Source organism: Leptospira alstonii serovar Sichuan str. 79601, from assembly GCF_000347175.1.
Taxonomy (GTDB): domain Bacteria; phylum Spirochaetota; class Leptospiria; order Leptospirales; family Leptospiraceae; genus Leptospira; species Leptospira alstonii.
Genome location: NZ_ANIK01000003.1, coordinates 1 through 22009, shown reverse-complemented (window position 1 = coordinate 22009; position 22009 = coordinate 1). Strand labels below are relative to the sequence as shown.

The following is a 22009-nucleotide window of genomic DNA, read 5'->3' as shown; positions in this document are numbered from 1 at the left end:
CGGGTTTGCTATTATCCGAAATAGGGCAAGATCTGATAGGAAAACAACCGAACGCTTATCGTAAAAACCAAGGCGCGGTAAGAAATAAAGTTTAGGATAAAACCGTAGATGGAGCATCATTCACTTTCCTTGTTAAACGACATAGCGTTAAGCATCATCTTCGCTACGTTCTTTTCGCATATCGCCAGGGTTACGAAACAACCTTTGATTCTGGGTTATGTGGCCGGGGGACTTTTGCTTGGGCCGAATTTGGGTTTGGGTCTTGTGGTTAACGAAGAGAGTATCGAGTTGATTTCCGAGATCGGGTTGATTCTTCTTTTGTTCATCATCGGTCTTGAAATCGATTTGAAAGAACTGGCTCGTATGGGGAAATCCATGTTCATCCTCGGTATCACCCAGTTCGTATTTTGCGTATTGTTCGGGCTTTTATTTTTTAAGGGAATTCTTGCGGGTTTTGCCGGTAAATTCGATCTCTTATATTTTGCGATCGCGCTTGGCATCAGTTCCACGATGATCGTGGTTAAACTTCTGCACGATAAATTCGAAGTAAGTACGATCGCAGGTCGTCTTACGATCGGAGTTTTGGTTCTTCAAGATATTTGGGCGATCATTTTTATGGGAGTTCAACCCAATCTTCAAAATCCTCAGATTTTAAAGATTGGGGGTTCGCTTGGAATTGGTTTGGTCCTTATATGCGTCGCATTTTTAATCAGTAGATTCTTTTTATCCAGATTGTTTCAAGCCGCGGCTTCCAAGCCGGAGTTGATCTTGATCACTTCGATCGCTTGGTGTTTTTTACTTTGCGGTCTTGCGGAAAGAGCGGGTCTTTCCAAAGAGATGGGCGCCTTGATCGCCGGAGTCAGCATCGCCGCGTTTCCTTACGGCGCGGACGTTATCGCGAAACTTTCGGGGATCAGAGACTTCTTCATCACTCTTTTTTTCGTCGCACTTGGAATGAAAATTCCGATTCCTTCGATTCAGATTATCAGCGTTTCTTTGATAGCGGTTGTGTTTGTGATTTTCAGTAGAGTGATTACGGTTGCGACCCCGGTTTATTTTTCCGGCAAAGGGCTCAGAGCCGGAATCGTGACCGGTTTGAACTTAGCTCAGATCAGCGAGTTCTCGCTCGTGATTCTCGCATTGGGAATGGGTTACGGACATATCAGCAAAGAATTGGAATCCACCGTTTTGACTTCGATGATACTCGCTTCCGTCGTTTCCACATATATAATCTTATTCAACGATCCGATTTCAAGATTTATCTTAAGGATATTGGGGATGATCGGTCTGAAAGAAAAAGAGAAAGAGGAAGATCAAACCGAATCCCATATCACGGGCCAACCGAAAAGAGATATCGTCATTCTCGGTTATTTTAGAATTGCACAAGGTCTTTTGGAAGAAATCGAACGTGAAAAACCGGAATGGCTCAATCGAATTTTGATCGTGGACTTCAATCCGGTCTTTCGTCAATTTCTGGAAGCGAAAGGGATTCGTTGGGCTTACGGCGATCTGGCGAATCCGGAAACGTTGCATCATCTTGGAATCGAAGATGCAAGATATGTAATATGTACGATCTCCGATATGATTCTCAAGGGAACGACCAGTCGTAGGCTTTTGGAATCGCTCAAAGGAATTTGTCATCGCAGACAACCTTCCATTATTCTTACCACGGACGACGTGCAAGAGGCCAAGATTCTTGTGGAAAGCGGCGCGGCTCACGTAATTGTTCCGGGTAGAATCAGCGGAATGTCTCTTTTTAAGGAAATGAATACGATCGTGGATCGTTCCGACAAAGGTCGTGTGAAAACTGAGCCTGTGAACTTTTCCCTTGAGACAAAGGAGAAAAAACCGATAGGAAAAAAAGTCCGTTCCAAGTCTAAAGTTAGAGTGAAGTAAACAAATTGGTTCGTTCGCCTTGTAATAAAATCTGTACGATGGATTTTGAATCCGGTTATTGCCGGGGATGTTTTAGGACCATCGACGAAATCGGAAACTGGTCCCGTTACACCGACGACGAAAGAGAGGAACTATTCTTAACATTGAAAGTTCGCAAGGAAGAAATTCTTTCTAAGAGAAAGTGATTTCTAAAGAAGTAGAAAACAAAAATAGTTTAATTATCTCAAACAAGATTTCTAATGTGCGAAAACTTAAGATGTTATTTTTAAAAATTTAATATAAAATCATAAATAATTTAAATTGGCTGTCGGTTAATAAAATTATGAGATTAATTAATTTTTCTGAAATTTACATACTGCGTTCTGAAAATAATTTTTTAAAGCCCTTGAGTCGGAAATAACATTGAAGGGGAAGCAGCATCTCTTTTATATATTAATTATAGGATGATTCAAATTCCGACGAAGAAACTCTTTCTAACCGTCTTCAGTTGGTTTTCGTTTGATTCTTGAGATAGTTTTCAATTTCCATCCCGATATCCTTATCCCATTTTTTTTGTAAATAATTGATATATGCGGAGTGTAATTTGATAAAACGATTCATGTCGGAATGAAAAAAAGTTTTTGCGGAAGTTTCATCGCATATCTTTCTTTGAACACAATGTATCAGGGACGTATAAAAACCTACAAGGACGTCGATATCTTTACCTGCGTTATTTGCCTTTATGATTGATAAAGATTTCAATTTGTAGGCTTCATTTTGTTTCTTTGCGTCGTTTTTATTCGCTTCTAAAGCGGATTCCAGTTCTGGGTATTCTCTTTCCCACATTTCAAATAACCTTTGATTCGAAGTGGAAATTTCTCCGGTGGAATAATTCGATACGTAACCCAGTGTGGATTTTATCTTTTCGGCTTTTACATCTTCCAAATACTCGTTTAAACTGAAAATCCCTCCACTCACTCCGGCCAACAAACTGGTCAACAATGTGATTCCCGTAAGTTTTTCGTTCAATCCTTTCCAATGAATGTTCATTTTTGTTTTACCACTTTGTAGTTATTATGAAGCGAATTCAGTTTTTTGCATATTTGTAGCTTTGTATATTTTTCAAAGATACCAACTCCAATCTTTTGATTGATTATCATTGAGTTAGGAGCGACAGAATGTTTTGGCTATGTTCTGAATCCTTCTCCGTAAACTCGATCCGCTTTTGACCGACATCAAGATTGAAAGTAAATAACGCATGGACCAATCTCTTTGAGTGCAGTCGGCGTAGAAAAGAATGAAGTTTCCGCAGATGTAAAGTTTGGTCAAGTATGATTTGGGAGGGAAGGGCCGTGGCTATTCAGAAGTTATGTGAAAGCTCTAACACAACGCGTATTGAAATCAGTTCTAAAAAACCGACTTCAAACTTTAGAATTGTAGGAACTCCTGAATTGTTTCTTAGGAGGGGGGCGGAACTTACCGAATGATTATAACGAATTGGTTGAGGGATTTTAAAACTGCTACGAACCTTTTCAAAGGAGACTTTTATAAACCTCTAAAGTTTCGAGGGCGGCCTTTTTCCAAGTGAATCTTGCGGAATTCCTTTTCCCTTTTGCGACTAAGTTTTTGTTCCGACTTTTTAAAAAATCTCTCAGAAGTTTTTCCAATTCTTCCGGTTTGTCGGGAGAGAAGTAAAACACGCTGTCTTGAAGGACTTCCGGCATTACCGTCGCGTTGGAAGAGATCACCGGACAACCGCAGGCCTGCGCTTCTAAAGGAGGAAATCCGAAACCTTCGTATCTTGAAGGGAAGATGAAAAGTTCCGCACAAGAATAAAGACAACGAAGTTCATCCAATGATAACCTTTCCATGGGGAGAATTCGATTTTCATAGTCGCCGATATCCGCTTGCAGGTAATCTGGAATTTTTCCCGACGCGCCGCCTAACACCCATTTGGTCTTTAAAATCTTGGAATTCCAAAGAGGTTTTAAAACGTTGAGAACGAAGTTTAAATTCTTATGACCTTTTCCGATTCCGACGCTCAAAAGATATCCTTCTTTGAGTCCGTATTTTTTCAGAAAATTCTTTTTTTCCGCAGAGGTGGCGGGATAAAAAACGGATTGGTCGATTCCGTTATAAATCGTTTTCGTTTCCTTTTTAGAAAAACCGAAAACGGATTCTAAATCTTTGGCCGTGTATTCGGAAACGGACACGATCTTTTTTGAAAACAGTCGAAGCAAACGAAAGACTACCTGCATATAAATTCGTTTTACAAAACTTGAATGGAATTCCTTCATTCGAAACGGAATGATATCGTGAATCGTTACGATCGATTTTTTAAGATAACGCAAAGGTGCGTTGAAATGGGGAACGTCCAAAAGGTCCATTCTCCCCATTAAAGGATGACCTAAAAACTCGGAAAGAGAATAGATCGGAGAATGGTAAGAGATCACGGGATAAGAAAAATCTTTTTCCTTTTTGGAAGAACTCGATTTGGATTCGGGATCGTTCGGAATTTCATCCGAGCCGGAAAACTCATGGCACAAAATCCCTTCGTTCAAAATCGTTTTTACGTCTCCAAAAAGAAAAATCCGAATCTTCTCTTTTGCGGCGGCCGGGCCGAGATATTTCAGAAGACCGCGGATTCGCATCCCGATTCCGGAATGAGCGATCATACGCGAATCCAATCCGATCGTCAAAGTGTCGTTCTTTTCTACTTCCTCTTTGTGGCTTCTCATGATCGGACAAAAATGACTCGGTGTTGGAAATCTGCAAGAAAATGAAAATCCGATGGAAGATTCAAGAGGCAGTTTCGAGAATGGGAATGAAAACGTCGGATTCTTGAAAAAAAGTTAACCGAAAGAATTCGGAAAGAATCTAAAGAGAAGTTCCCGATCTGACACGGGAAAATCGAACGAAGAGAGTATCAATTGGAAGAAGATATTGTAAATATTTTGAAATCGATCGGAGAAGATCCGAATAGAGAAGGTCTTCTCGACACTCCGAAGCGAGTGAAAAAAGCCTACGACTTTCTGACATCCGGCTATCGCGCCGACATTACGAAAATCGTCAACGGAGCCATCTTCGAGGAACCCACCGACGGTATGGTTCTTGTTCGAGATATCGAAATGTATTCACTTTGTGAACATCATCTTTTGCCTTTTTACGGAAGAGCCCATGTGGCCTATCTTCCCAATAAAAAAATCATCGGGATCAGTAAGATTCCTCGGATCGTAGACGTGTTTGCTAGAAGACTTCAAGTTCAGGAACGCCTCACCGAACAAATCGCGTACGCTATTCAAGAAGTTCTTGAGCCGCAAGGAGTCGGGGTGGTCATCAAAGCGAAACATCTTTGTATGATGATGAGAGGAGTCGAAAAACAAAACTCCGAACTTTTCACCTCTTGTATGTTAGGCGCTTTTAAAGAAAACATGGTAACCCGTTCCGAATTTTTGGATCTCATTCGAACGGGATCCACTTAAGGATCATCCTAAAACCCGTTCCAGACTGCGGTGGCTAGTTGATGGATTCTTTCCGTTTCAGAGCCGGTTGTACGGATATGCGGAGGTTTCGTAATTTCGTTTCCGCAATTTGGTGGACAGAGGGAAAAAAAGAAACATTCTTTGCCGAATCCGGAGGAAGTTATGGCAAAAGAACGAATCGTTCCACCATCCGCAGAATTTAAAAAAAATACGAACATCACTCTCAAAGATTATAAATCTCTTTATAAAGAATCCATTGAAAATCCGAACAAGTTTTGGACGAGAGAAGCCAACCGGTTGACTTGGTTTAAAAAATGGACCAAGGTTTTAAGTCACGATTTTAAAAACGCAAAAGTGGAATGGTTTAAGGGCGGAAAACTCAACGTTTCCTACAACTGCTTAGATCGACATATCAATACTCCTCTAAAAAACAAAGCCGCTTTGATTTGGGAAGGGGACAATCCCGCGGAATCCAGAATTCTTACATACTTCGACCTTTATAGGGAAGTGAATCGTTTTGCAAACGTTCTCAAGGGATACGGAGTAAAAAAAGGGGATCGAGTTTTAGTTTATCTTCCGATGATTCCCGAATTGGCAATTACAATTCTTGCATGTACTCGGATTGGCGCGATTCATTCCGTCGTGTTCGGCGGTTTTTCTCCGGAAGCTCTTCAAAGTAGAATCGACGATTGTAAACCGAAGTTGATTGTCACGGCGGACGGAGGTTTTAGAGGCGGCAAACCCGTTGAACTCAAAAAGAACGTGGATCTTGCTCTCGAAAAATCCAAAGAGAACGTTAAAACCGTAATCGTTGTTCGTCGTACGGGCAACGAATCCGGTCTGACTTGGAAAGACGGTCAGGATCATTGGTATCATTTTTTGATGAACGATCCGGATTTACCTTCTTATTGTAAACCGGAGTCGATGGATGCGGAAGATCCTCTTTTTATTCTTTATACTTCCGGTTCCACCGGAAAACCGAAAGGCGTTCTGCATACTACGGGTGGTTACCTTCTCGGAACTAATTTAACATTTCATTATGTATTCGATATAAAACCGGAAGATACGTATTGGTGCACGGCAGATATCGGTTGGGTGACGGGGCATTCTTATTTAGTCTACGGCCCTTTATCCAACGGAGCCACTTCCGTAATGTTCGAGGGGGTTCCTTCTTATCCGGATGCCGGGAGATTTTGGGACGTCATCGATAAGTACGGAGTGAATATCTTTTACACGGCTCCGACCGCCATCCGCGCTTTGATGAGAGAGGGTTTAAGCCATATCCAAAAAAGAGATTTGAGTTCTCTTCGTCTTTTGGGTTCAGTCGGAGAACCGATCAATCCCGAAGCTTGGGAATGGTATTTTAAGAATATCGGAAAAAGCAAATGTCCGATCGTCGATACTTGGTGGCAGACCGAGACGGGATCGATTCTAATCACGGCTTTGCCGGGAGCCATTCCGCAAAAGCCTGGTTCGGCGACATTACCGTTTTTTGGAGTTCAACCGGTCTTAGTGGATAACGACGGAAAAGAACTTACGGATAAGGGGGACGTTTCCGGAAATCTATGTATTAAAGCTCCTTGGCCTTCGATGATGCGAGGAGTTTACGGAGATCCGAAACGATTCTTTGATACGTATTTCTCCCAATTTAAAGGATATTATTTTACCGGAGACGGAGCGCGAAGAGATAAGGACGGTTACTATTGGATCACAGGTCGAGTCGACGATGTGATTAACGTTTCCGGACATAGGATAGGAAGCGCCGAAGTGGAAAGCGCGCTCGTAGAAAACAAATCCGTTGCGGAAGCTGCGGTGGTCGGATTTCCGCACGATATCAAAGGTCAGGGAATTTACGCTTATGTGACGGTAAAGGAAGGTGTTGCGACTAACGACGATTTGAAAAAGGATCTAATCGCAACCGTTGAAAAGGTGATCGGTAAGATTGCGAGACCGGACGTGATTCATTGGACGCCTGGGCTTCCGAAAACTCGTTCGGGAAAAATTATGAGAAGAATTTTGAGAAAGATCGCCTCGGGAGAATTCGAGGGCCTTGGCGACACTTCGACCCTCGCGGATCCTTCCGTGGTTCAGAAGTTGATCGAGGACAAAAGAAAATTTCACAGTTAATTTGGATTTACACTCTAAGGATCGCGAAAGGCTCGGGAGATTTTTCTAATATCAGAAAATCATACTTTTTGCAAGTAAAAAGCTTCATTCTTGTCGGAACACTTGCGTTTTATTGCATATAAAGCCCTTGTAAAATCCTAAAATCATGTTGACAGAAATCAGGCAGCTTGATGAACAAAAACGGAAAAATTTTAACCTGACATCGTTCTCAAAAATTAATTTTTAGAAAGAGGAATAAAAATTTGATAGGACCGAAAAGAATCGTCTGCCTAACGGAAGAAACGACCGAGTTATTTTATTTACTCGGAGTGGAAGAACGTATCGTAGGAATCTCCGCGTATACCGTTCGACCTTTCAGGGCCAAACAAGAAAAACCGAAGGTTTCGGCGTTCATCAGCGGAAATGTTAAACGAATTCAAGAATTAAAACCGGATCTTGTCATCGGCTTTTCGGATATTCAAGCGGAACTTGCAAAGGAACTGATCTCGGAAGGATTGAACGTACTCGTTACCAATCAAAGAACGATTACGGAGATTTTTGATACGTTATCGCTTTTCGGATCGATCGTAGGAAAGGGTAACGAAACACGAACTTTGATCGAAGGTTGGAAAAGAAAGTTAGACGAAATCGAACGAAAGTATTCTACTCGAAGTCGTCCTTCCGTTTTCTTTCAAGAATGGGACGAGCCGATCATTACGGGGATTTCCTGGGTCGGCGAGCTGATCGAGCTCGCGGGCGGAAAAGATTGTTTTGAACATCTCAAAACAAAATCCTTGGCCAAAGATAGGATCATCACATCGATGGATGTGGCAAAAGCAAATCCGGACGTTTACGTAGGTTCTTGGTGCGGAAAGCCCGTGAATTTTGAATGGGTGCAAAAACATCCGGATTGGCAAAATATAAATGCGATTCGCAATCGGAAAGTTTACGAGTTGAACCCTTCGATCATTCTTCAGCCGGGCCCCGCATTGTTCGAAGAAGGGATCGATCAGCTCGTAAAATTGATTCATTCTTAGTTCGTTTAAGAATCTGTTCCAAAAATTTGTTTGTTTTTATTGTTTCTGATATTGCTTTGAATTGTTTGATTTAGATCATCTCGCCATAAGCAAGAAAATCGATATTGCTAAATCCCTTCTCCTGAAGTATTTTTTTCATTTTATCGCTACATAATATCGCGTTACTGAATTCATCGACACGAAAAAATATAGCATTACTGCCAATGTCGGAAGATGATACAAACAATCCTTTTCCTGATTCTCGGGGTTTATACACTGATATCAATTTCTGAGATGATGCGTTCCAAAGATGTTCTTTAACTTCTACTTCTACTTCTACTCCTACTAGTTCTCTTCGGACTCGCCTACATTCTTCACATTGATCGATAATCTTCGTTGTTGTTTGGGACAAAAACGGTACTTGTTTATCCACTATAAGTTCAACAAGCGGCGGCCCTTGATAAGGTAAATACACTCTAGGTTTTCTTTTCGTTTTTCTTACCGGTGGTCGTAATTTCGGATCTTGTACCATCTCAACGGGACCGGAGCTGAGTTCTCCGACAATTTCATTGAGCGCTCTAAATACGGTTTCTTTGACAACCACACGTCCACCCGAAGGCCACGAAAAATCGCCTATATGGTCCGATCCTTCTTCCCATTCGATTACCAATGGACTCGGCGCTTCATCATATTTGCCTCCGATTCCACACAAGCTACATGGAAATGGTTCGACAAGTTTTGCGGGACTTCTAAGCCAACATTCGGCATAGATCGGATCGATGAATTCGGAAATTCTCCAGATGTTTGATTTTATCATTTTTTATAGGGTCTCTATTTTCTATTTTAAGCTTTTGTAGAATTATTTTGATTTTAAGATTATTCTTTATCTTTAAAGTTTTTGAAACTTTTCACGAAATTGATTTTAATTTTTGTGAAAAATTTTCGCGCAAAGGATCGACACAGGGTCAAGTTATCGGATTTTAGAATTGATTTTCGTAATCGGGTGATTTTGCAATAACTTGACCAGAGCCGAGAGCCTGATGGTCGGGCAGTTTCAAAATGGTTTTCTATCTTAGCCAAAAAGGTTGCCGACTATGCGCCCGCATTCGATGTTAAGTTTTAGTGGTTAGGGCTGTCATTTTTATTCTAGAACCTAACCCGCTCGAAGTAGGAACTCCTACGAAAAGATTTACGAACCGCAAAAACCGAGTAAAAAGAACGAATTGAGAACTTACTAAATATTATAAAAACAGCAAGGATCGGGTTTTAAAAACTCGGGGTTTCGGATAACATTCTAATATGGATCATTACAAAAAAATCGCCGCCGCAATTCAATTCATACAAAAACATTCGGTTTCTCAACCCGAATTGGACGAAATCGCAAAATCCGTAAACTTAAGTCCGTTTCATTTTCAAAGACTTTTTACGGAATGGGCGGGCGTCAGTCCGAAACAGTTTTTGCAATACATTACATTACAAAATGCTAAATCCATACTTTCCAGACCGCAAGCCACTTTGTTCGATGCAGCGTTCGAGACCGGTTTGTCCGGAACGAGCCGATTACACGATCTGTTCGTAAAGATAGAGGGAATGACCCCCGGGGAATTCAAGAACGGAGGTGAAAAACTCAAAATTCGATACAGCTTTCAAAAGAGCGTCTTCGGCGATTACGCGGTCGCTTCCACTGAAAAAGGAATTTGTAATTTATTTTTTTATGATGTGTCCGAAGAACAAATCGTTTCCGAACTGAAAGAACAGTGGGATCAAGCCGATCTGATTCCGCAAACGGACGAGAATCAAAATCGAGTCGTTCGATTTTTCGATAAAACATGGAAGGGAAAAGAGAAAATCAAACTTCATCTCAAGGGAACCGATTTTCAAATCAAGGTCTGGGAAGCGCTTCTTAAAATTCCGGAAGGTAAATTGTCCTCTTACGCAGATATAGCGAGTTCCATCGGACAAGAAAGCGCTTCGAGGGCGGTGGGAACTGCGATCGGCAGAAACCCGATCGGATACCTGATTCCTTGTCATCGAGTGATTAAAAGTACCGGGGGGATAGGAGAATATCGTTGGGGTTCCGAAAGAAAAATGGCTATGATCGGTTGGGAAGCGAGCAGGACAAACAATTTAGTTTTGGACAAATCCTAAGATCGAAAATTCGGAAAAAGATTTTGAAATTGTACGGAAACGAGCGTACTACGGATTCCTTTACATCCTGAAAGTTTCTTCTTCCAACTATTTTCCGGCTAATCACCCGAGATTTCGAACAAAATATTAAGAATGAGTGTAAAAATTCCATCGTTCTGAAATTACAATTTGTCTTTTTATAATACGGCCACAAGATTTCCGAAAGAGTTTCCGCTTTTCATTTACTTAAATTAAATTTTATAAACGTTTGGTGTATGTCCAATCAATCTATAGAATCCATTCGCAAAAAGGGAGAAGCGCTTACTTATTACGCCAGAATGGGAATTATGGTCATGATGTTGATCTCTTTGGCTTCGAGTTTTAAAGCTCTTCAGTATCAGATCAAAATCATTCATTCTTCCGCCGCTTTTTTCATGTTTGTTTACACCGTTTTCGGTTTTATCCTATATAAAAAATACGACGTCAAGCATTGGGTTCATAACTTATTTATAATATTTGATTCTCTTATATTGAGTATGACGATTTTTTTGGACAGTATGGTCTCCTCGGAAATCGTCGCTCCCGTTCTCAAAAACGCGATCCTTTATTCGGTTTATTATTTTATAATCGCCTATTCCGGTTTGTTGGGCAGACCCAATTTTGTGCTCGCAACCGGTTTGTTTTGTTCGATAGGATATGCGATCGCCTTGACCAACGCCGCGTTTCACGGATTACAGTTTTCCGAAGACAACGCGATTAATATGAAACCTGGTTATATTAAACTCAGCGCGGAAATCACCAAGATTGTTTTTATGGCCGGAGTGAGTTTTATTCTTTATCGTTTGATGAATTTATTCGACGACCTCTATAAGGAAGCCTCTTCTTATTTTGAGGAGAATAAGAGTTTTCTAAATAAGTTGGAGAATAACAGAAAGATAATTCATTCTTCCGCGGAAACCTTGGAGACTTCGGTGACGAACTTTTCGGAATTTACGAGTTTGACCAGCGCAAAGATGGAATCGCAAGCCGCTTCTCTGGAACAAGTCAACGCGGTGATCGTGTCCTTATCGAAAGGTTCCGAGAATAACGCCGATTCGATTCGAATTCAAAATGAAAATCTGATCGAACTCAATCAAAAATCCCAGATCCTTTTGGACGTGATCGCGAAAATATCCGAACATTCAAAAGGTTTGGATACGAATGCGAAAGAAAGTAAAATGGAAATGGAAGTCGTAAAAGAATCCGTTGAAAAAACCGGCGAGTTCTTAAAGAACATCTCGAATTCGTTTCAGCGCGTGGATGAGATCAATCGTATCCTCGGAGAAATCGCGGATAAAACAAATCTTCTTTCCTTGAATGCTTCGATTGAAGCCGCTCGTGCGGGCGCCGCAGGACGCGGGTTTGCCGTAGTCGCTCAAGAGGTAAGTAAACTTGCGGAATTTACAGCCACAAATGCGAAGATGATTTCCAAGGTCGTTCAAGAGTCCCTTGAATTTATCGAAGAAGCCAATCGGGCTTCCCAAGGTACGGGACATTTAACCCAAAATCAAAGCGTTAAAATCAGTCTTACCGTTTCTAAAATCGAAGAGATGAACGGGTTGTATGAACGCGGAACCAAGATCGTAAACGATTTCGTAAAAAATCTCGAGAAGGTAAAAAAGTTATCGGACGAATTGTTTTATTCCACGGAAGAACAAATGACCGGTCAAAAAGAAATGATGAAGGCCATGTTGGAGTTGGAAAAAGAAGTCAACGAGATCACACAGGAATCCGGAAAAATTCAAGACGGAGTTTTGCAGATCAAAACGCAGTCGAAAGATTTGAAGGCTTTGAGCGTCGTTTAAATCGATTTCGTTGAAACACTTCCGATTTACAATTTAGATCCTCTTTCCAAAACTGTCCTTGAAGAAATCATAACTTTCTTTTTAAGGGGAACGGATTCATGCCTCATAGCGTAAAAGCGGCCGTCATCGGTGGAACGGGACTTTATAGTTTGGACGGAATGGAATTGATCGAAGAGATCCACCCCGATACACCTTGGGGAAAACCTTCCGACAAAATCAAAATCGGTAAGTACAAAGAAAAGCTGATCGCGTTTTTACCGAGACACGGAATCGGACATTTTCTTTCACCGCCTGAAGTTCCGAATCACGCGAACATCTGCGCTCTCAAACAACTCGGCGTCGAGGAGATCGTTGCATTCAGTTCGGTCGGGAGTTTGAGGGAAGAGATCAAACCTCTCGATTTCGTTTTACCTTCTCAAATCATCGATCGCACTCGTTCCAGAAATTCCACATATTTCGGAAACGGAGTTGTCGCACACGCACCGTTTGCGGAGCCGTTTTCTCATAACCTAAGTAAAAGAATCGAACAAACCGCTAAAAAGATCGGTTTGGAAATTCATACGGATAAAACCTTGGTTTGTATGGAAGGGCCGCTTTTTTCCACGAAGGCCGAATCCCATCTTTATCGTTCTTGGGGCGCGGACATCATCAACATGACGGCGCTTCCCGAAGCGAAACTCGCCCGCGAAGCGGAGATCGCCTATCAGATGATTTGTATGTCTACCGATTACGATTGTTGGAGAGAAGGCGAGGAATCGGTCACGGTTGAAATGGTGATCGCGAATCTTACGAAAAACGCGGAGACCGCTAAAAAACTTCTTTCGGAACTGATTCATGAAATCGGAAACGGGGACGACCTGAGTTTAAAAAATAGTACGCGTTATTCGATCATCACAGCGCCCGAAAAAAGAAATCCCGAGACCGTAAAAAAACTCAACGTTCTTTTTCCGGAATATTTTTAATCCGATCAACGATTCATTTAGGATTTACCTATATAAGGGCGGCTCCGGCAAAGCCCAAGGAATGGACCGGGCTCTCCGCTTCAATCTGCAAAGCAACATGAGGTACGACCGTATTCATTAGAATTTTATCAAGTGCATGTTGCATTGCAGTATTTATGCTTCGATCCCTTCCGCATTCGTAAAACCGAATTCACTCGAATCAAATTTCATCCAGACTTTTTTTCAAAGCCCGGTGATATTCCGGGTAAATCGTAAGATCGTTGTGGGAACCGTTCGGGATCGTAAAAAGAATCGCGTCCCGGTTTCGTTCTTTCAGTTTTTTGAATATGATTTCAGAGTTGGAATAGGGAACGATTTCGTCCTGCGTTCCGTGAAAGATCCTGATTTTAGAATGTACGACTTCCAGTTTGGTCAGATTCCAAAATTGAAAACGTAACATCCAAGGTCGCAGGAAGGGATAATAATTTTTAGCCAGGGACGGTAAATCAGTAAACGGGGTTTCTAAGAACAAATTCAGATCCGGATTTTTAAAAACCAGGTTTGCGGCAACCCCGGTGCCGATGGAGCGACCGTAGATAACGATCTCGTTTCTGGGAATCTTAAGTACGTTGAGCGAGTAATCCAACCATAACTCGGCGTCTTCGTTCATCGATTTTTCCGAAATACTTCCCGAATTTTTTCCATAACCTCGATAATCGGTGATTAGGATATTCCATCCGAGAGGAAGAAAGTCTTCGTAAATTCCTCCCCAAGTTCTCAAACTTCCCGCGTTTCCATGAAAGAACAAGACCGTTTTTTTGGAGACGTTACTCTTCGATTGAAAGAAAAGTCCGTAACTCGTTTCTCCGTCCGGCGTATCGAGTTTGATTTCTTGAAATTCATTCGAAAAACGGAATATAAAATTTTCGGGAAGTTTTTCCGGAAAAAAAATCAATCGGTCTTGATTCCACCAAACGAGAAACAAAAACAAAAGGACGGCGGCTAATAAAAATATAAAAATGAGATTCATGGATCGTTTCATACGATGATTAGGGGGTTGGAAGGATTTCCTTTTTCCAAAGTTCTTTTCCGTATGCGTCGAATATCTGTAGAACCAGTTTTCTTTCACCCCGTTTTCCGCTTACGGAGACCGTTCCGAAATTCCTTTTATCGACAAGGGTTCCTTCCACACGCAAAGGATTTTTTTCCGAAATCGGAGAATGATACCTGGAGGTTAAAGGCGAAACCGTAAAATCGTAAATCGGTAAGTCGTCCTCGTCGAAAAAATTCAACTCGGTATGATGCCTGTCGCCCGTGAGAAAAATCAGATTTTTAATTTTTAGGTCTCGAATTGCTGAAAGAATTTTTTTCTTTTCTTCGGGATAGGTCGCGTAATTTTCAAAAATGGAATTCGGATTTAAGAATTGTCCGCCGATTGCCACAAACTTGAATGTGGCTTTTGAATACGCCAAAGAATTAACGAGCCACTGAAACTGTTTTTCCCCCAAAATCTGTCTTGGGCTTATCACCTTATTGTTGTTAGCCGTTCTGAAAGTTCGGTTATCCAAAAGAAAAAACTGAACGTCTCCCCAAATAAAGGAGCCGTAGATTCCTTCCTTAGCATAATTCGGATTTCCCCAGTGGAGTTTGAACATTTCTTCCGAAGTATCCCTCATCCAAAAGGAGGAATCCCCGTCGTTCGGACCGAAGTCGTGGTCGTCCCAAATCGCATAATGATGGACCGATGCAAAAAGTGGAGCGAGTTCGGGAATTCCACGCTGATGTCTGTAACGGTGTAAGAAACCGGTTTTTGAATCCCAATCAGGTTCTCTTAAATAGATATTGTCTCCGAGCCAAAGCATAAAATCCGGTTTTTTGGAAAGAATGGAATTAAAGATAAAGTATTCGCCGCCGTAGGGTTTTCCCGGAGCGTCGAATTCGGTTTCATTAACGTAAGCGCAACTACCGAGCGCAAAAGAGAAGGAGGGCGGATCTTGACGGGACGCATAGGCAAAAAACGATTGCGCTTGAAAGATTTGAGGATGCTCCTCCTTGATCCTTTTTCCGTCTATGAGTATATTATAATGATACTTTCTACCGGGTTCGACGCGGTTTGCGATCAGCTTTGCGATAAAACCAGTCGCCGACTTCGTTTGAATCTCTTCGGAAAAAAACCTGTTTTTAGGATTTCCAATTTCAGAATATTCTAATGCAACTTGGGACGTTTTATCGGTTTGAACCCAGACTAAAGCTTCCTTTAAAGTGGAATATCCCAGGATCGGTCCGGAAACGATTTTTGCCGGTTCCGCATTGATTTGAAAAATAAAAATGAACGGAAAATAATAAAGAAACGTTTTGTGTTTTAGAATTCGAAATTTCATATATGGATTCCTTTTGGCAAATAATATTGCGGTGATCGTAAAAGATTCACGGGTTTATGATAAGACTTTAAATTACAATACGGTCAATGAAAAAAGTTTTCATCGGACCTGTAAGTCCATTCAATGATTATTAGAGTTGTTGAAAAATTCCATAGCCTAGTTCAACAAAACTGCTTCAATCGTCCATTTCCATGAAACAGAAATAAATGGAGGATTCATTTTTCAACGACTCTATTGAATACTTATCTAACAAAAAAAGAAATGGTTGTTGTGGTTTTATTACTAGAGGAGTGATTTGTATGAACGTATCTCCGTAATTGTTTTGCGCGAATTTAATGAAAGTTTTGAGACAAATTTTATGAAAAAAGAATTTGAACGTTTTAAGAAACGCATAGATCGAAGATAAAAAATCGCCCCCGCTTCTTTTACTCGTTGTCATGATAATTCTAAAAAATTCTTTCCATACAAACCGGATTCTTCTTTCTTTTTCTCTTTTTTGGAATACATAAAAAGGACGAGGTTGGTCCTTGAGTTTGGAATTTCTTCATAGAAAAGAGTTATTTAGAGAGGAGGCTTTTTGGGGAGGATCTTGGAAGTCCGGAGATCCCAGTCAAAAAATTTCCGTATACAATCCCGCAAACCTTGAGGTCTTAGGTTCCGTTCCTTCCTTAGGTCCAAAGGAAACTTTGGAAGCGATTCAAACTTCCGTACTGGCGTTTGCAGATTGGTCGAGTAGGCCCGCAAAGGAACGTTCGATTCTCATTCGAAACTGGGCCGAAAAAATGAAAAAAAATCGGGAAGACCTCGCAATTCTAATGACTTTGGAACAAGGAAAACCTTTGAGCGAGTCGAGGGGTGAAATTGACTATGCGTCTTCTTTTCTGGAATGGTTTTCAGAAGAAGCAAAACGTACTTACGGAGACATCATTCCAAGTCATAGAAAAGATACGAAGATTGAAATATTAAAACAACCTGTCGGCGTGTGCGGAATTTTAACTCCTTGGAATTTTCCTTCTTCGATGATCACCCGTAAAGCGGGTGCGGCTTTGGCCGCGGGTTGTACGGTAATCAGTAAACCTTCCGAGTTGACGCCGTTCTCCGCGCTCGCGTTAGTCGCGCTTGCACAGGAAGCGGGAATTCCGGAGGGAGTTTTGCAAGTCCTGACGGGTTATCCGGAAAAAATCGCGAACACTTTAATCGATCACACGGACGTAAAGAAGATCAGCTTTACCGGTTCCACTCGCGTAGGAAAACTCATCATGGAAAGAAGTTCTAAAACGTTAAAACGACTTTCTTTGGAGTTAGGAGGAAACGCTCCCTTTTTGATTTTTGACGACGCCGACCTGGAAGCCGCCGTTAACGGTGCGATTCTTTCCAAGTTTAGAAATTCGGGACAAACCTGCGTTTGCGCGAATCGATTTTTGGTTCAAAAAGGGATTTATGACGAGTTTATAAGTTCGTTTTCAGAGGCGGCTTTAAAATTAAAAACGGGAAACGGATTTGAAAAAGACGTGAACATGGGTCCGTTGATAAACGAAGCGGCGGTCCGCAAAATGGAAAGTCATATCGAAAATGCAAAATCGACCGGAGCAAAACTCGTTGTCGGAGGAAATCGGATCGAACCTGGTAAATTATTTTTTTCTCCGACCGTCGTTTCGGAAGCAAAAGAAAATTCCCTTTCGATGAAAGAGGAAATTTTCGGGCCGATCGCTCCGGTATATCGGTTTGAGTCGGTTGAAGAAGCGATTCAAATCGCGAATTCTACGCCTTCCGGATTGGCGGCTTACGCTTATACCGAGGATTATCGCAAGATTCGACTTCTTTCGGAAAAGATCGAGTCGGGAATGTTAGGAATCAACGAAGGCCTCATTTCCAGCGAACAGGTGCCCTTCGGCGGAGTGAAAGAATCCGGTTTTGGAAGAGAAGGATCGAAATACGGAACGTATGAATACCTTAACGTCAAATATGTCTGCATCGGCGGCTTTTAAGGAACAATAAACGTTAGTTTATATTTTGCCCAAAAAACAAATCTTTTATTATAAAAATCTAACGTTGTAGAGTTCAAACTCTTTCTTTTTCAAACGGAAGGACATACGGTTTTTATAACTTCTTAGACACATTCTTTTTAAAGAACGTCATTTACACAATATCGTCAGCGCTTCTCGACTTCTTATATTTTCGATCTTTGCTATTCGTAACATTCATACTTGTTCCGAATTTCCTTTTTGCTTGACGGTAATAATTTGAAGAGTATTTAGAGTGCCTGTATATGGATCTAATCTATTTAAATTATTTCTCTTTGGCTTCGTTGATCGGAGTTCTTTTTATCGGTTTCACAACGTTCTTTTTCTTTTCCATTCAGGAAAAAGCGTCCGGTACGATTTATCTGAGCGTCGGTATCTTATGCCTCGGAATATTTCATCTCGGTTATATGGTGGGTTTTCCTTTTTACGGACCTTCGTCCGTGTTTCATAGATGGATCGTGATCCCTTCTCCCTTTTGGGGATTTTTATTTCTCATCATGTTCTTTCTTCACTATCCGCAACCCGTTTCCAAAAAGATAGTGATCCCGATTTTTTCGATCGCTCTTTCGGGCATAATCATCGTCTGTCTCTGGTATTATTACGAATCGTTCTTTGCAAAAAGGGTTTTTTATTTTTCAGGCCATTATTGGGACTTTCAGATCAATCTTTTTTATAAGGTTTATTCGGGAGTTATTCTTCTTTATACCTTCCTTTTTACGTCGATCGGTTTTTGGAGAATGATAAAACTGAAAGGAAAGGAAAGGGTCATCACAGGAATTATCCTTATACCTATGACGTTAGTCACTCTTGTCCCTGGTATATTCAACGCAATGAGCAGGGACGGAGCGGTTTCCAGGGAATTGTATCAGACGGTTTTGGATATTTCTCTCGTAATCGGTTTGTTTGTCGTGCTCGTAGGTTATATCAATTATACGAGCGAAAAAACCTCCATTCTTTCCAGAATCACCGGGATCACCTTGGCTACTTTTTTTCTGATCTTGCAGATCGTTAGCATATTCATCTTCAATCAATACGAAGAATCATACGACTTGATCAAAAGAAAAGAGGTCCGACTTTCCGCATCCGGTTCGGAAGTTTCCAAGGACGTGGAATACGTTTTCGAATACGATCCCGAAACGGATTCGATAAAGTCCTTCTTTCCGAAAAATTCCAAACAACCGGACGAATCCGTGTTGAGAGAATTCCGTTTTTTTAATATAGCCCATAAACTTTTCAAACTTCCTTCTCTTCCTAAAGAGAATTTTAAAGAAAGGGCGGAGGATATATTAAGCAGTTCTCCTTCCGGTTTTGAGGCTTATAAAGCTGGAGTAAGAGAATATCTTTTTTCCAAAAAAGAAACTCAACTTTCTGGGAAAGACATAGAATCGTTTTTCGATAATTTGGAAAATAAGTCGGTCGTACTCAGGAACAAATACTTTCATTTACCTCCGAAGGAAAAAAACGATCCGGTCTCTTTGGATAAACTCTTTCAATCGGATGTTCCGGGAATCGGCGGAACTCTCAAGGAACTCAAAAAAGCCGCATTGAATCCGAACGTGACGGATTCGGCTACAAGAGATCGGATTTTCAATACACTTCTTACACAGATAAGAAAACCGGACGAGAGAACGTATAAAGGAGAAAGAATCTACGAATTGGGAGGACAGATCCCCGAACATTACATTTCTTATTTTTACATGTCCGGAGGAAAAATTTACGAGGTCGGGTTTCGATACTTGTCATTACGGGAATTTCTAAATCCTACCGGTAAAATTTTGTATATATCCGCGCTTTGTATTTTGTTTCTCGTTTTGTTCGGATTTCGCTTTTTCTTTCAAGGGGCTTTGCTCAATCCTCTCGAAGACGTAGTCATCGGTTTGAGAGAGGCGAATTCCGGAAACTTGGAATATCGTCTTCAAGTGAAAGTAGAGGACGAAATCGGATTTATCTCCCGTTCGTTTAACAGAATGGCGAGATCGATTCAAGCCGCAAGAAAACGTCTGCAGGAATATGCGGATGAGCTCGAGGAAAAGGTAAAAGAAAGAACCAAAGAATTGCAACAGACCTTGGAAGAAGTCCAGGAGTTGAAACAACAACAAGACGGAGATTATTTTTTAACTTCCTTATTGATCAAACCTTTGGGATCGAACAAAGCTCGTCAGGAAAACGTAAAAGTGGATTTTCTGATCGAACAAAAAAAGAAATTCTCTTTTAGAAGATTCAAGGATGAAATCGGAGGAGACATCAATATCTCCAACGGAATCGAACTACAGGATCGATATTTTACCGTATTCTTAAACGCGGATGCGATGGGTAAATCCATGCAGGGAGCGGGAGGTGCGCTCGTACTCGGGGCCGTCTTCGAATCGATCCTAGAAAGAACCCGAATGGTGGTCTCGATGAAAGAACAGTCTCCCGAACGTTGGATGAAAAACGCGTTTTTGGAGTTGCATAAGGTTTTCGAAAGTTTCGACGGTTCCATGCTCGTATCACTTGTGTTAGGCGTTATAGACGACGAAGCGGGTTTGTTGTATTTCATCAATGCGGAACATCCTTGGACGGTTTTGTATCGGGATGGAATCGCAAGTTTTATCGAAGACGATCTTATGTTCAGAAAGTTGGGAACCACGGGAATGGACGGAACCGTATTTATCAAAACCTTTCAAATGGAACCGGGAGACGTAATTATCGCCGGATCGGACGGAAGAGACGATCTTCTTCTCGGCACGGATTCCGAAGGCGGAAGGGTCATCAACGACGACGAGAAACTTTTTTTGAGGCAGGTTGAAGAAGGCAACGGGGAATTACAATCGATCTACGAGGGAATTCAAAAACACGGAAGTTTAACGGACGATTTTTCTTTGGTTCGAGTTTCGTTTAAAGAAAATCCGAGTCGATCTAAAATCGCACAGGTGCACGAAAGAGAACAAATCAGGGAACTTCTCAAAAAGGCTAAAGAAGGAGCGGGAAATAAGGAAATCGAAGAAGCGATTTCTTTTCTTGAGCAGGCCGAATCCTTAAACAATCAAATTCCCGAAGTGAAAAAACTCTTAGTAAGTCTTTTTCTTAAAAAGAAGGATTATAAAAACGCGGCGATCTACGCCGAAGATTATCTGAATTTAAAACCGGTCGATAAGGAAATTCTTTATATCGCGTCGAATGCGGCTCGTAAGGCGGGAAGTTTTCAAAAAGCATTGGACTTCGGAGAAAGATTGAAACTGAGAGAACCGACTCATATCAGGAATTTGGTGAATCTCGCCCAGATTTACATCGCATTGAAAAATTACAATCGCGCTATGGAAATGGTTGAAATTGCGCTTTCCGTGGATCCGAAACACGAAGTCATTTTAAAAATTCAAGACGTTCTGAGAAAGTATTCTCAGAATATGGTGGAAACCGAGTCGTAACGATCCTTTATCTAGGATGGATCGTTACGTTCGTTTTGATCGAATTCGCAATAAAACAAATTTTATGGGCTTTTTCGTGAAGGCCGACTAACGTTTCAAAATCCGGAATTTTTTCCCCTTCAAAGGTTATTTTGGGATGAAGTTCGATTTTGGTAACGACCATCTTTCCTTCTTCGTTTTTTTCCAAGGTTGCTACCGCATTGTCCTGATAGTCGGAAACGATAAATCTGCTCTTTGCGGCGACTGCAAGGAAGGTCAAAAAATGGCAACTGCACACGGAAGAAGCCAATAGTTCTTCCGGATTTGTATATTCCGCCTTGCCGTACGTTTCCGGCGTGGAAGATCCGTATAATTTTTGACCGCCTTCATACTGGATCGAGTGAGTCCTATCGTAGGAATCGTATTTAAAATCTTCAGGTCCTTTTTTCCAAAGTAAACCGATTTTGTATTCGGACATGTTCGTTTCCTTAGGTTAACGTGTTCTACGGTTGAAAGTTTGGGCGAATCCGGTTCTTGGCTTTGCCAAGCACCGGACCGCGCTTTCTGCTCCAATCAACAAATTGATAGGTTGCTCTAAAAGTGAAATTCTTTCGTCATTCCAATTTGTTGATTCCGCTTCAATCGCTTTCGCATTTGTTATATCGAATTCATGTTAGGTTGTATTTCAAAGTTTATTCCAAAATCTGTGTTCCCGAGCATTACCAGAGGCGAGAATGTGCAGTAAAAGCTTAACTGAATGGAAGGAGATCGACTATTAAAAGATTTTTACTACTTTGTATCTACTCCTACCACTTTCCTTTTCGAAT

16 protein-coding genes are annotated in these 22009 nt (G+C 41.3%); 10 read left to right on the top strand and 6 right to left on the bottom strand.

The annotated features are described in order from the left end of the window. Positions 1-108: 108 nt before the first annotated feature. Both LEP1GSC194_RS00395 and LEP1GSC194_RS00390 read left to right on the top strand, forming a co-directional pair. Positions 109-1896 (top strand): cation:proton antiporter, encoded by a 1788-nt coding sequence (locus tag LEP1GSC194_RS00395; protein WP_020771846.1) that lies wholly within the window; start codon positions 109-111, stop codon positions 1894-1896. 5 nt (positions 1897-1901) lie between these two features. After that, entirely contained in the window at positions 1902-2081 is a 180-nt protein-coding gene (locus LEP1GSC194_RS00390; protein WP_020771767.1) for a DUF1289 domain-containing protein, read from the top strand. 298 nt (positions 2082-2379) lie between these two features. Here LEP1GSC194_RS00390 and LEP1GSC194_RS00385 read toward each other — a convergent pair whose 3' ends face one another. Both LEP1GSC194_RS00385 and LEP1GSC194_RS00380 read right to left on the bottom strand, forming a co-directional pair. After that, a complete protein-coding gene (locus tag LEP1GSC194_RS00385; RefSeq protein ID WP_020771851.1) occupies positions 2380-2925 on the bottom strand; it encodes a hypothetical protein in 546 nt (181 codons plus the stop codon). 482 nt (positions 2926-3407) lie between these two features. Then, entirely contained in the window at positions 3408-4613 is a 1206-nt protein-coding gene (locus LEP1GSC194_RS00380) for a glycosyltransferase family 4 protein (protein ID WP_020771948.1), read from the bottom strand. A gap of 192 nt (positions 4614-4805) precedes the next feature. Here LEP1GSC194_RS00380 and folE point away from each other — a divergent pair, with 192 nt between their 5' ends. The 3 genes from folE to LEP1GSC194_RS00365 all read left to right on the top strand — a co-directional run bounded on the left by folE (position 4806) and on the right by LEP1GSC194_RS00365 (position 8500). Beyond that, entirely contained in the window at positions 4806-5357 is a 552-nt protein-coding gene (gene folE / locus LEP1GSC194_RS00375) for a GTP cyclohydrolase I FolE (RefSeq protein ID WP_020771742.1), read from the top strand. A gap of 162 nt (positions 5358-5519) precedes the next feature. Continuing rightward, positions 5520-7484 (top strand): acetate--CoA ligase, encoded by a 1965-nt coding sequence (acs, locus tag LEP1GSC194_RS00370; protein ID WP_020771833.1) that lies wholly within the window; start codon positions 5520-5522, stop codon positions 7482-7484. 242 nt (positions 7485-7726) lie between these two features. Further along, positions 7727-8500 carry a cobalamin-binding protein gene (locus LEP1GSC194_RS00365; RefSeq protein WP_020771869.1) on the top strand — a complete coding sequence of 258 codons (774 nt, stop codon included), beginning with the start codon at positions 7727-7729 and terminating at the stop codon, positions 8498-8500. 70 nt (positions 8501-8570) lie between these two features. Here LEP1GSC194_RS00365 and LEP1GSC194_RS00360 read toward each other — a convergent pair whose 3' ends face one another. After that, positions 8571-9296: a hypothetical protein gene (locus tag LEP1GSC194_RS00360; protein WP_020771747.1), complete on the bottom strand. Its 726-nt coding sequence runs from the start codon at positions 9294-9296 to the stop codon at positions 8571-8573. A 482-nt stretch (positions 9297-9778) separates the two neighbouring features. Between LEP1GSC194_RS00360 and LEP1GSC194_RS00355 the strand changes: the two genes are divergently transcribed. The 3 genes from LEP1GSC194_RS00355 to mtnP all read left to right on the top strand — a co-directional run bounded on the left by LEP1GSC194_RS00355 (position 9779) and on the right by mtnP (position 13412). Then, complete coding sequence (locus LEP1GSC194_RS00355; RefSeq protein ID WP_020771768.1) at positions 9779-10627, top strand: bifunctional helix-turn-helix domain-containing protein/methylated-DNA--[protein]-cysteine S-methyltransferase; 849 nt, start codon at positions 9779-9781, stop codon at positions 10625-10627. Between the two features lie 254 nt (positions 10628-10881). Next, entirely contained in the window at positions 10882-12450 is a 1569-nt protein-coding gene (locus tag LEP1GSC194_RS00350) for a methyl-accepting chemotaxis protein (RefSeq protein WP_020771914.1), read from the top strand. 98 nt (positions 12451-12548) lie between these two features. Then, positions 12549-13412 (top strand): S-methyl-5'-thioadenosine phosphorylase, encoded by an 864-nt coding sequence (gene mtnP / locus LEP1GSC194_RS00345; protein ID WP_020771922.1) that lies wholly within the window; start codon positions 12549-12551, stop codon positions 13410-13412. 199 nt (positions 13413-13611) lie between these two features. Here the strand turns inward: mtnP and LEP1GSC194_RS00340 are convergent, their stop codons facing one another. Then, on the bottom strand, positions 13612-14433 hold the full coding sequence (locus LEP1GSC194_RS00340) for an alpha/beta hydrolase (RefSeq protein WP_021064480.1): 822 nt from the start codon (positions 14431-14433) through the stop codon (positions 13612-13614). Positions 14434-14440: 7 nt separating this feature from the next. Further along, the gene (locus LEP1GSC194_RS00335) at positions 14441-15772 is read right to left on the bottom strand and encodes an alkaline phosphatase D family protein (RefSeq protein ID WP_020771894.1); all 1332 of its coding nucleotides are present in this window, start codon (positions 15770-15772) and stop codon (positions 14441-14443) included. A 527-nt stretch (positions 15773-16299) separates the two neighbouring features. On the opposite strand from LEP1GSC194_RS00335, the gene LEP1GSC194_RS00325 reads away from it, so the two are divergent. Beyond that, the gene (locus LEP1GSC194_RS00325; RefSeq protein WP_020771925.1) at positions 16300-17760 is read left to right on the top strand and encodes an NAD-dependent succinate-semialdehyde dehydrogenase; all 1461 of its coding nucleotides are present in this window, start codon (positions 16300-16302) and stop codon (positions 17758-17760) included. A 281-nt stretch (positions 17761-18041) separates the two neighbouring features. Further along, positions 18042-21203 (top strand): SpoIIE family protein phosphatase, encoded by a 3162-nt coding sequence (locus LEP1GSC194_RS00320; protein WP_020771988.1) that lies wholly within the window; start codon positions 18042-18044, stop codon positions 21201-21203. 7 nt (positions 21204-21210) lie between these two features. Here LEP1GSC194_RS00320 and LEP1GSC194_RS00315 read toward each other — a convergent pair whose 3' ends face one another. After that, on the bottom strand, positions 21211-21660 hold the full coding sequence (locus LEP1GSC194_RS00315; RefSeq protein WP_020771757.1) for an OsmC family protein: 450 nt from the start codon (positions 21658-21660) through the stop codon (positions 21211-21213). Positions 21661-22009: the final 349 nt, after the last annotated feature.

Bases quoted from the DNA above. Each gene is read 5' to 3' on its own strand.
- LEP1GSC194_RS00395 (WP_020771846.1), top strand. From the start codon at position 109: ATGGAGCATCATTCACTTTCCTTGTTAAACGACATAGCGTTAAGCATC.
- LEP1GSC194_RS00385 (WP_020771851.1), bottom strand. From the start codon at position 2,925: ATGAACATTCATTGGAAAGGATTGAACGAAAAACTTACGGGAATCACA.
- LEP1GSC194_RS00380 (WP_020771948.1), bottom strand. From the start codon at position 4,613: ATGAGAAGCCACAAAGAGGAAGTAGAAAAGAACGACACTTTGACGATC.
- acs (WP_020771833.1), top strand. From the start codon at position 5,520: ATGGCAAAAGAACGAATCGTTCCACCATCCGCAGAATTTAAAAAAAAT.
- LEP1GSC194_RS00360 (WP_020771747.1), bottom strand. From the start codon at position 9,296: ATGATAAAATCAAACATCTGGAGAATTTCCGAATTCATCGATCCGATC.
- LEP1GSC194_RS00355 (WP_020771768.1), top strand. From the start codon at position 9,779: ATGGATCATTACAAAAAAATCGCCGCCGCAATTCAATTCATACAAAAA.
- LEP1GSC194_RS00350 (WP_020771914.1), top strand. From the start codon at position 10,882: ATGTCCAATCAATCTATAGAATCCATTCGCAAAAAGGGAGAAGCGCTT.
- mtnP (WP_020771922.1), top strand. From the start codon at position 12,549: ATGCCTCATAGCGTAAAAGCGGCCGTCATCGGTGGAACGGGACTTTAT.
- LEP1GSC194_RS00340 (WP_021064480.1), bottom strand. From the start codon at position 14,433: ATGAAACGATCCATGAATCTCATTTTTATATTTTTATTAGCCGCCGTC.
- LEP1GSC194_RS00335 (WP_020771894.1), bottom strand. From the start codon at position 15,772: ATGAAATTTCGAATTCTAAAACACAAAACGTTTCTTTATTATTTTCCG.
- LEP1GSC194_RS00320 (WP_020771988.1), top strand. From the start codon at position 18,042: ATGGATCTAATCTATTTAAATTATTTCTCTTTGGCTTCGTTGATCGGA.
- LEP1GSC194_RS00315 (WP_020771757.1), bottom strand. From the start codon at position 21,660: ATGTCCGAATACAAAATCGGTTTACTTTGGAAAAAAGGACCTGAAGAT.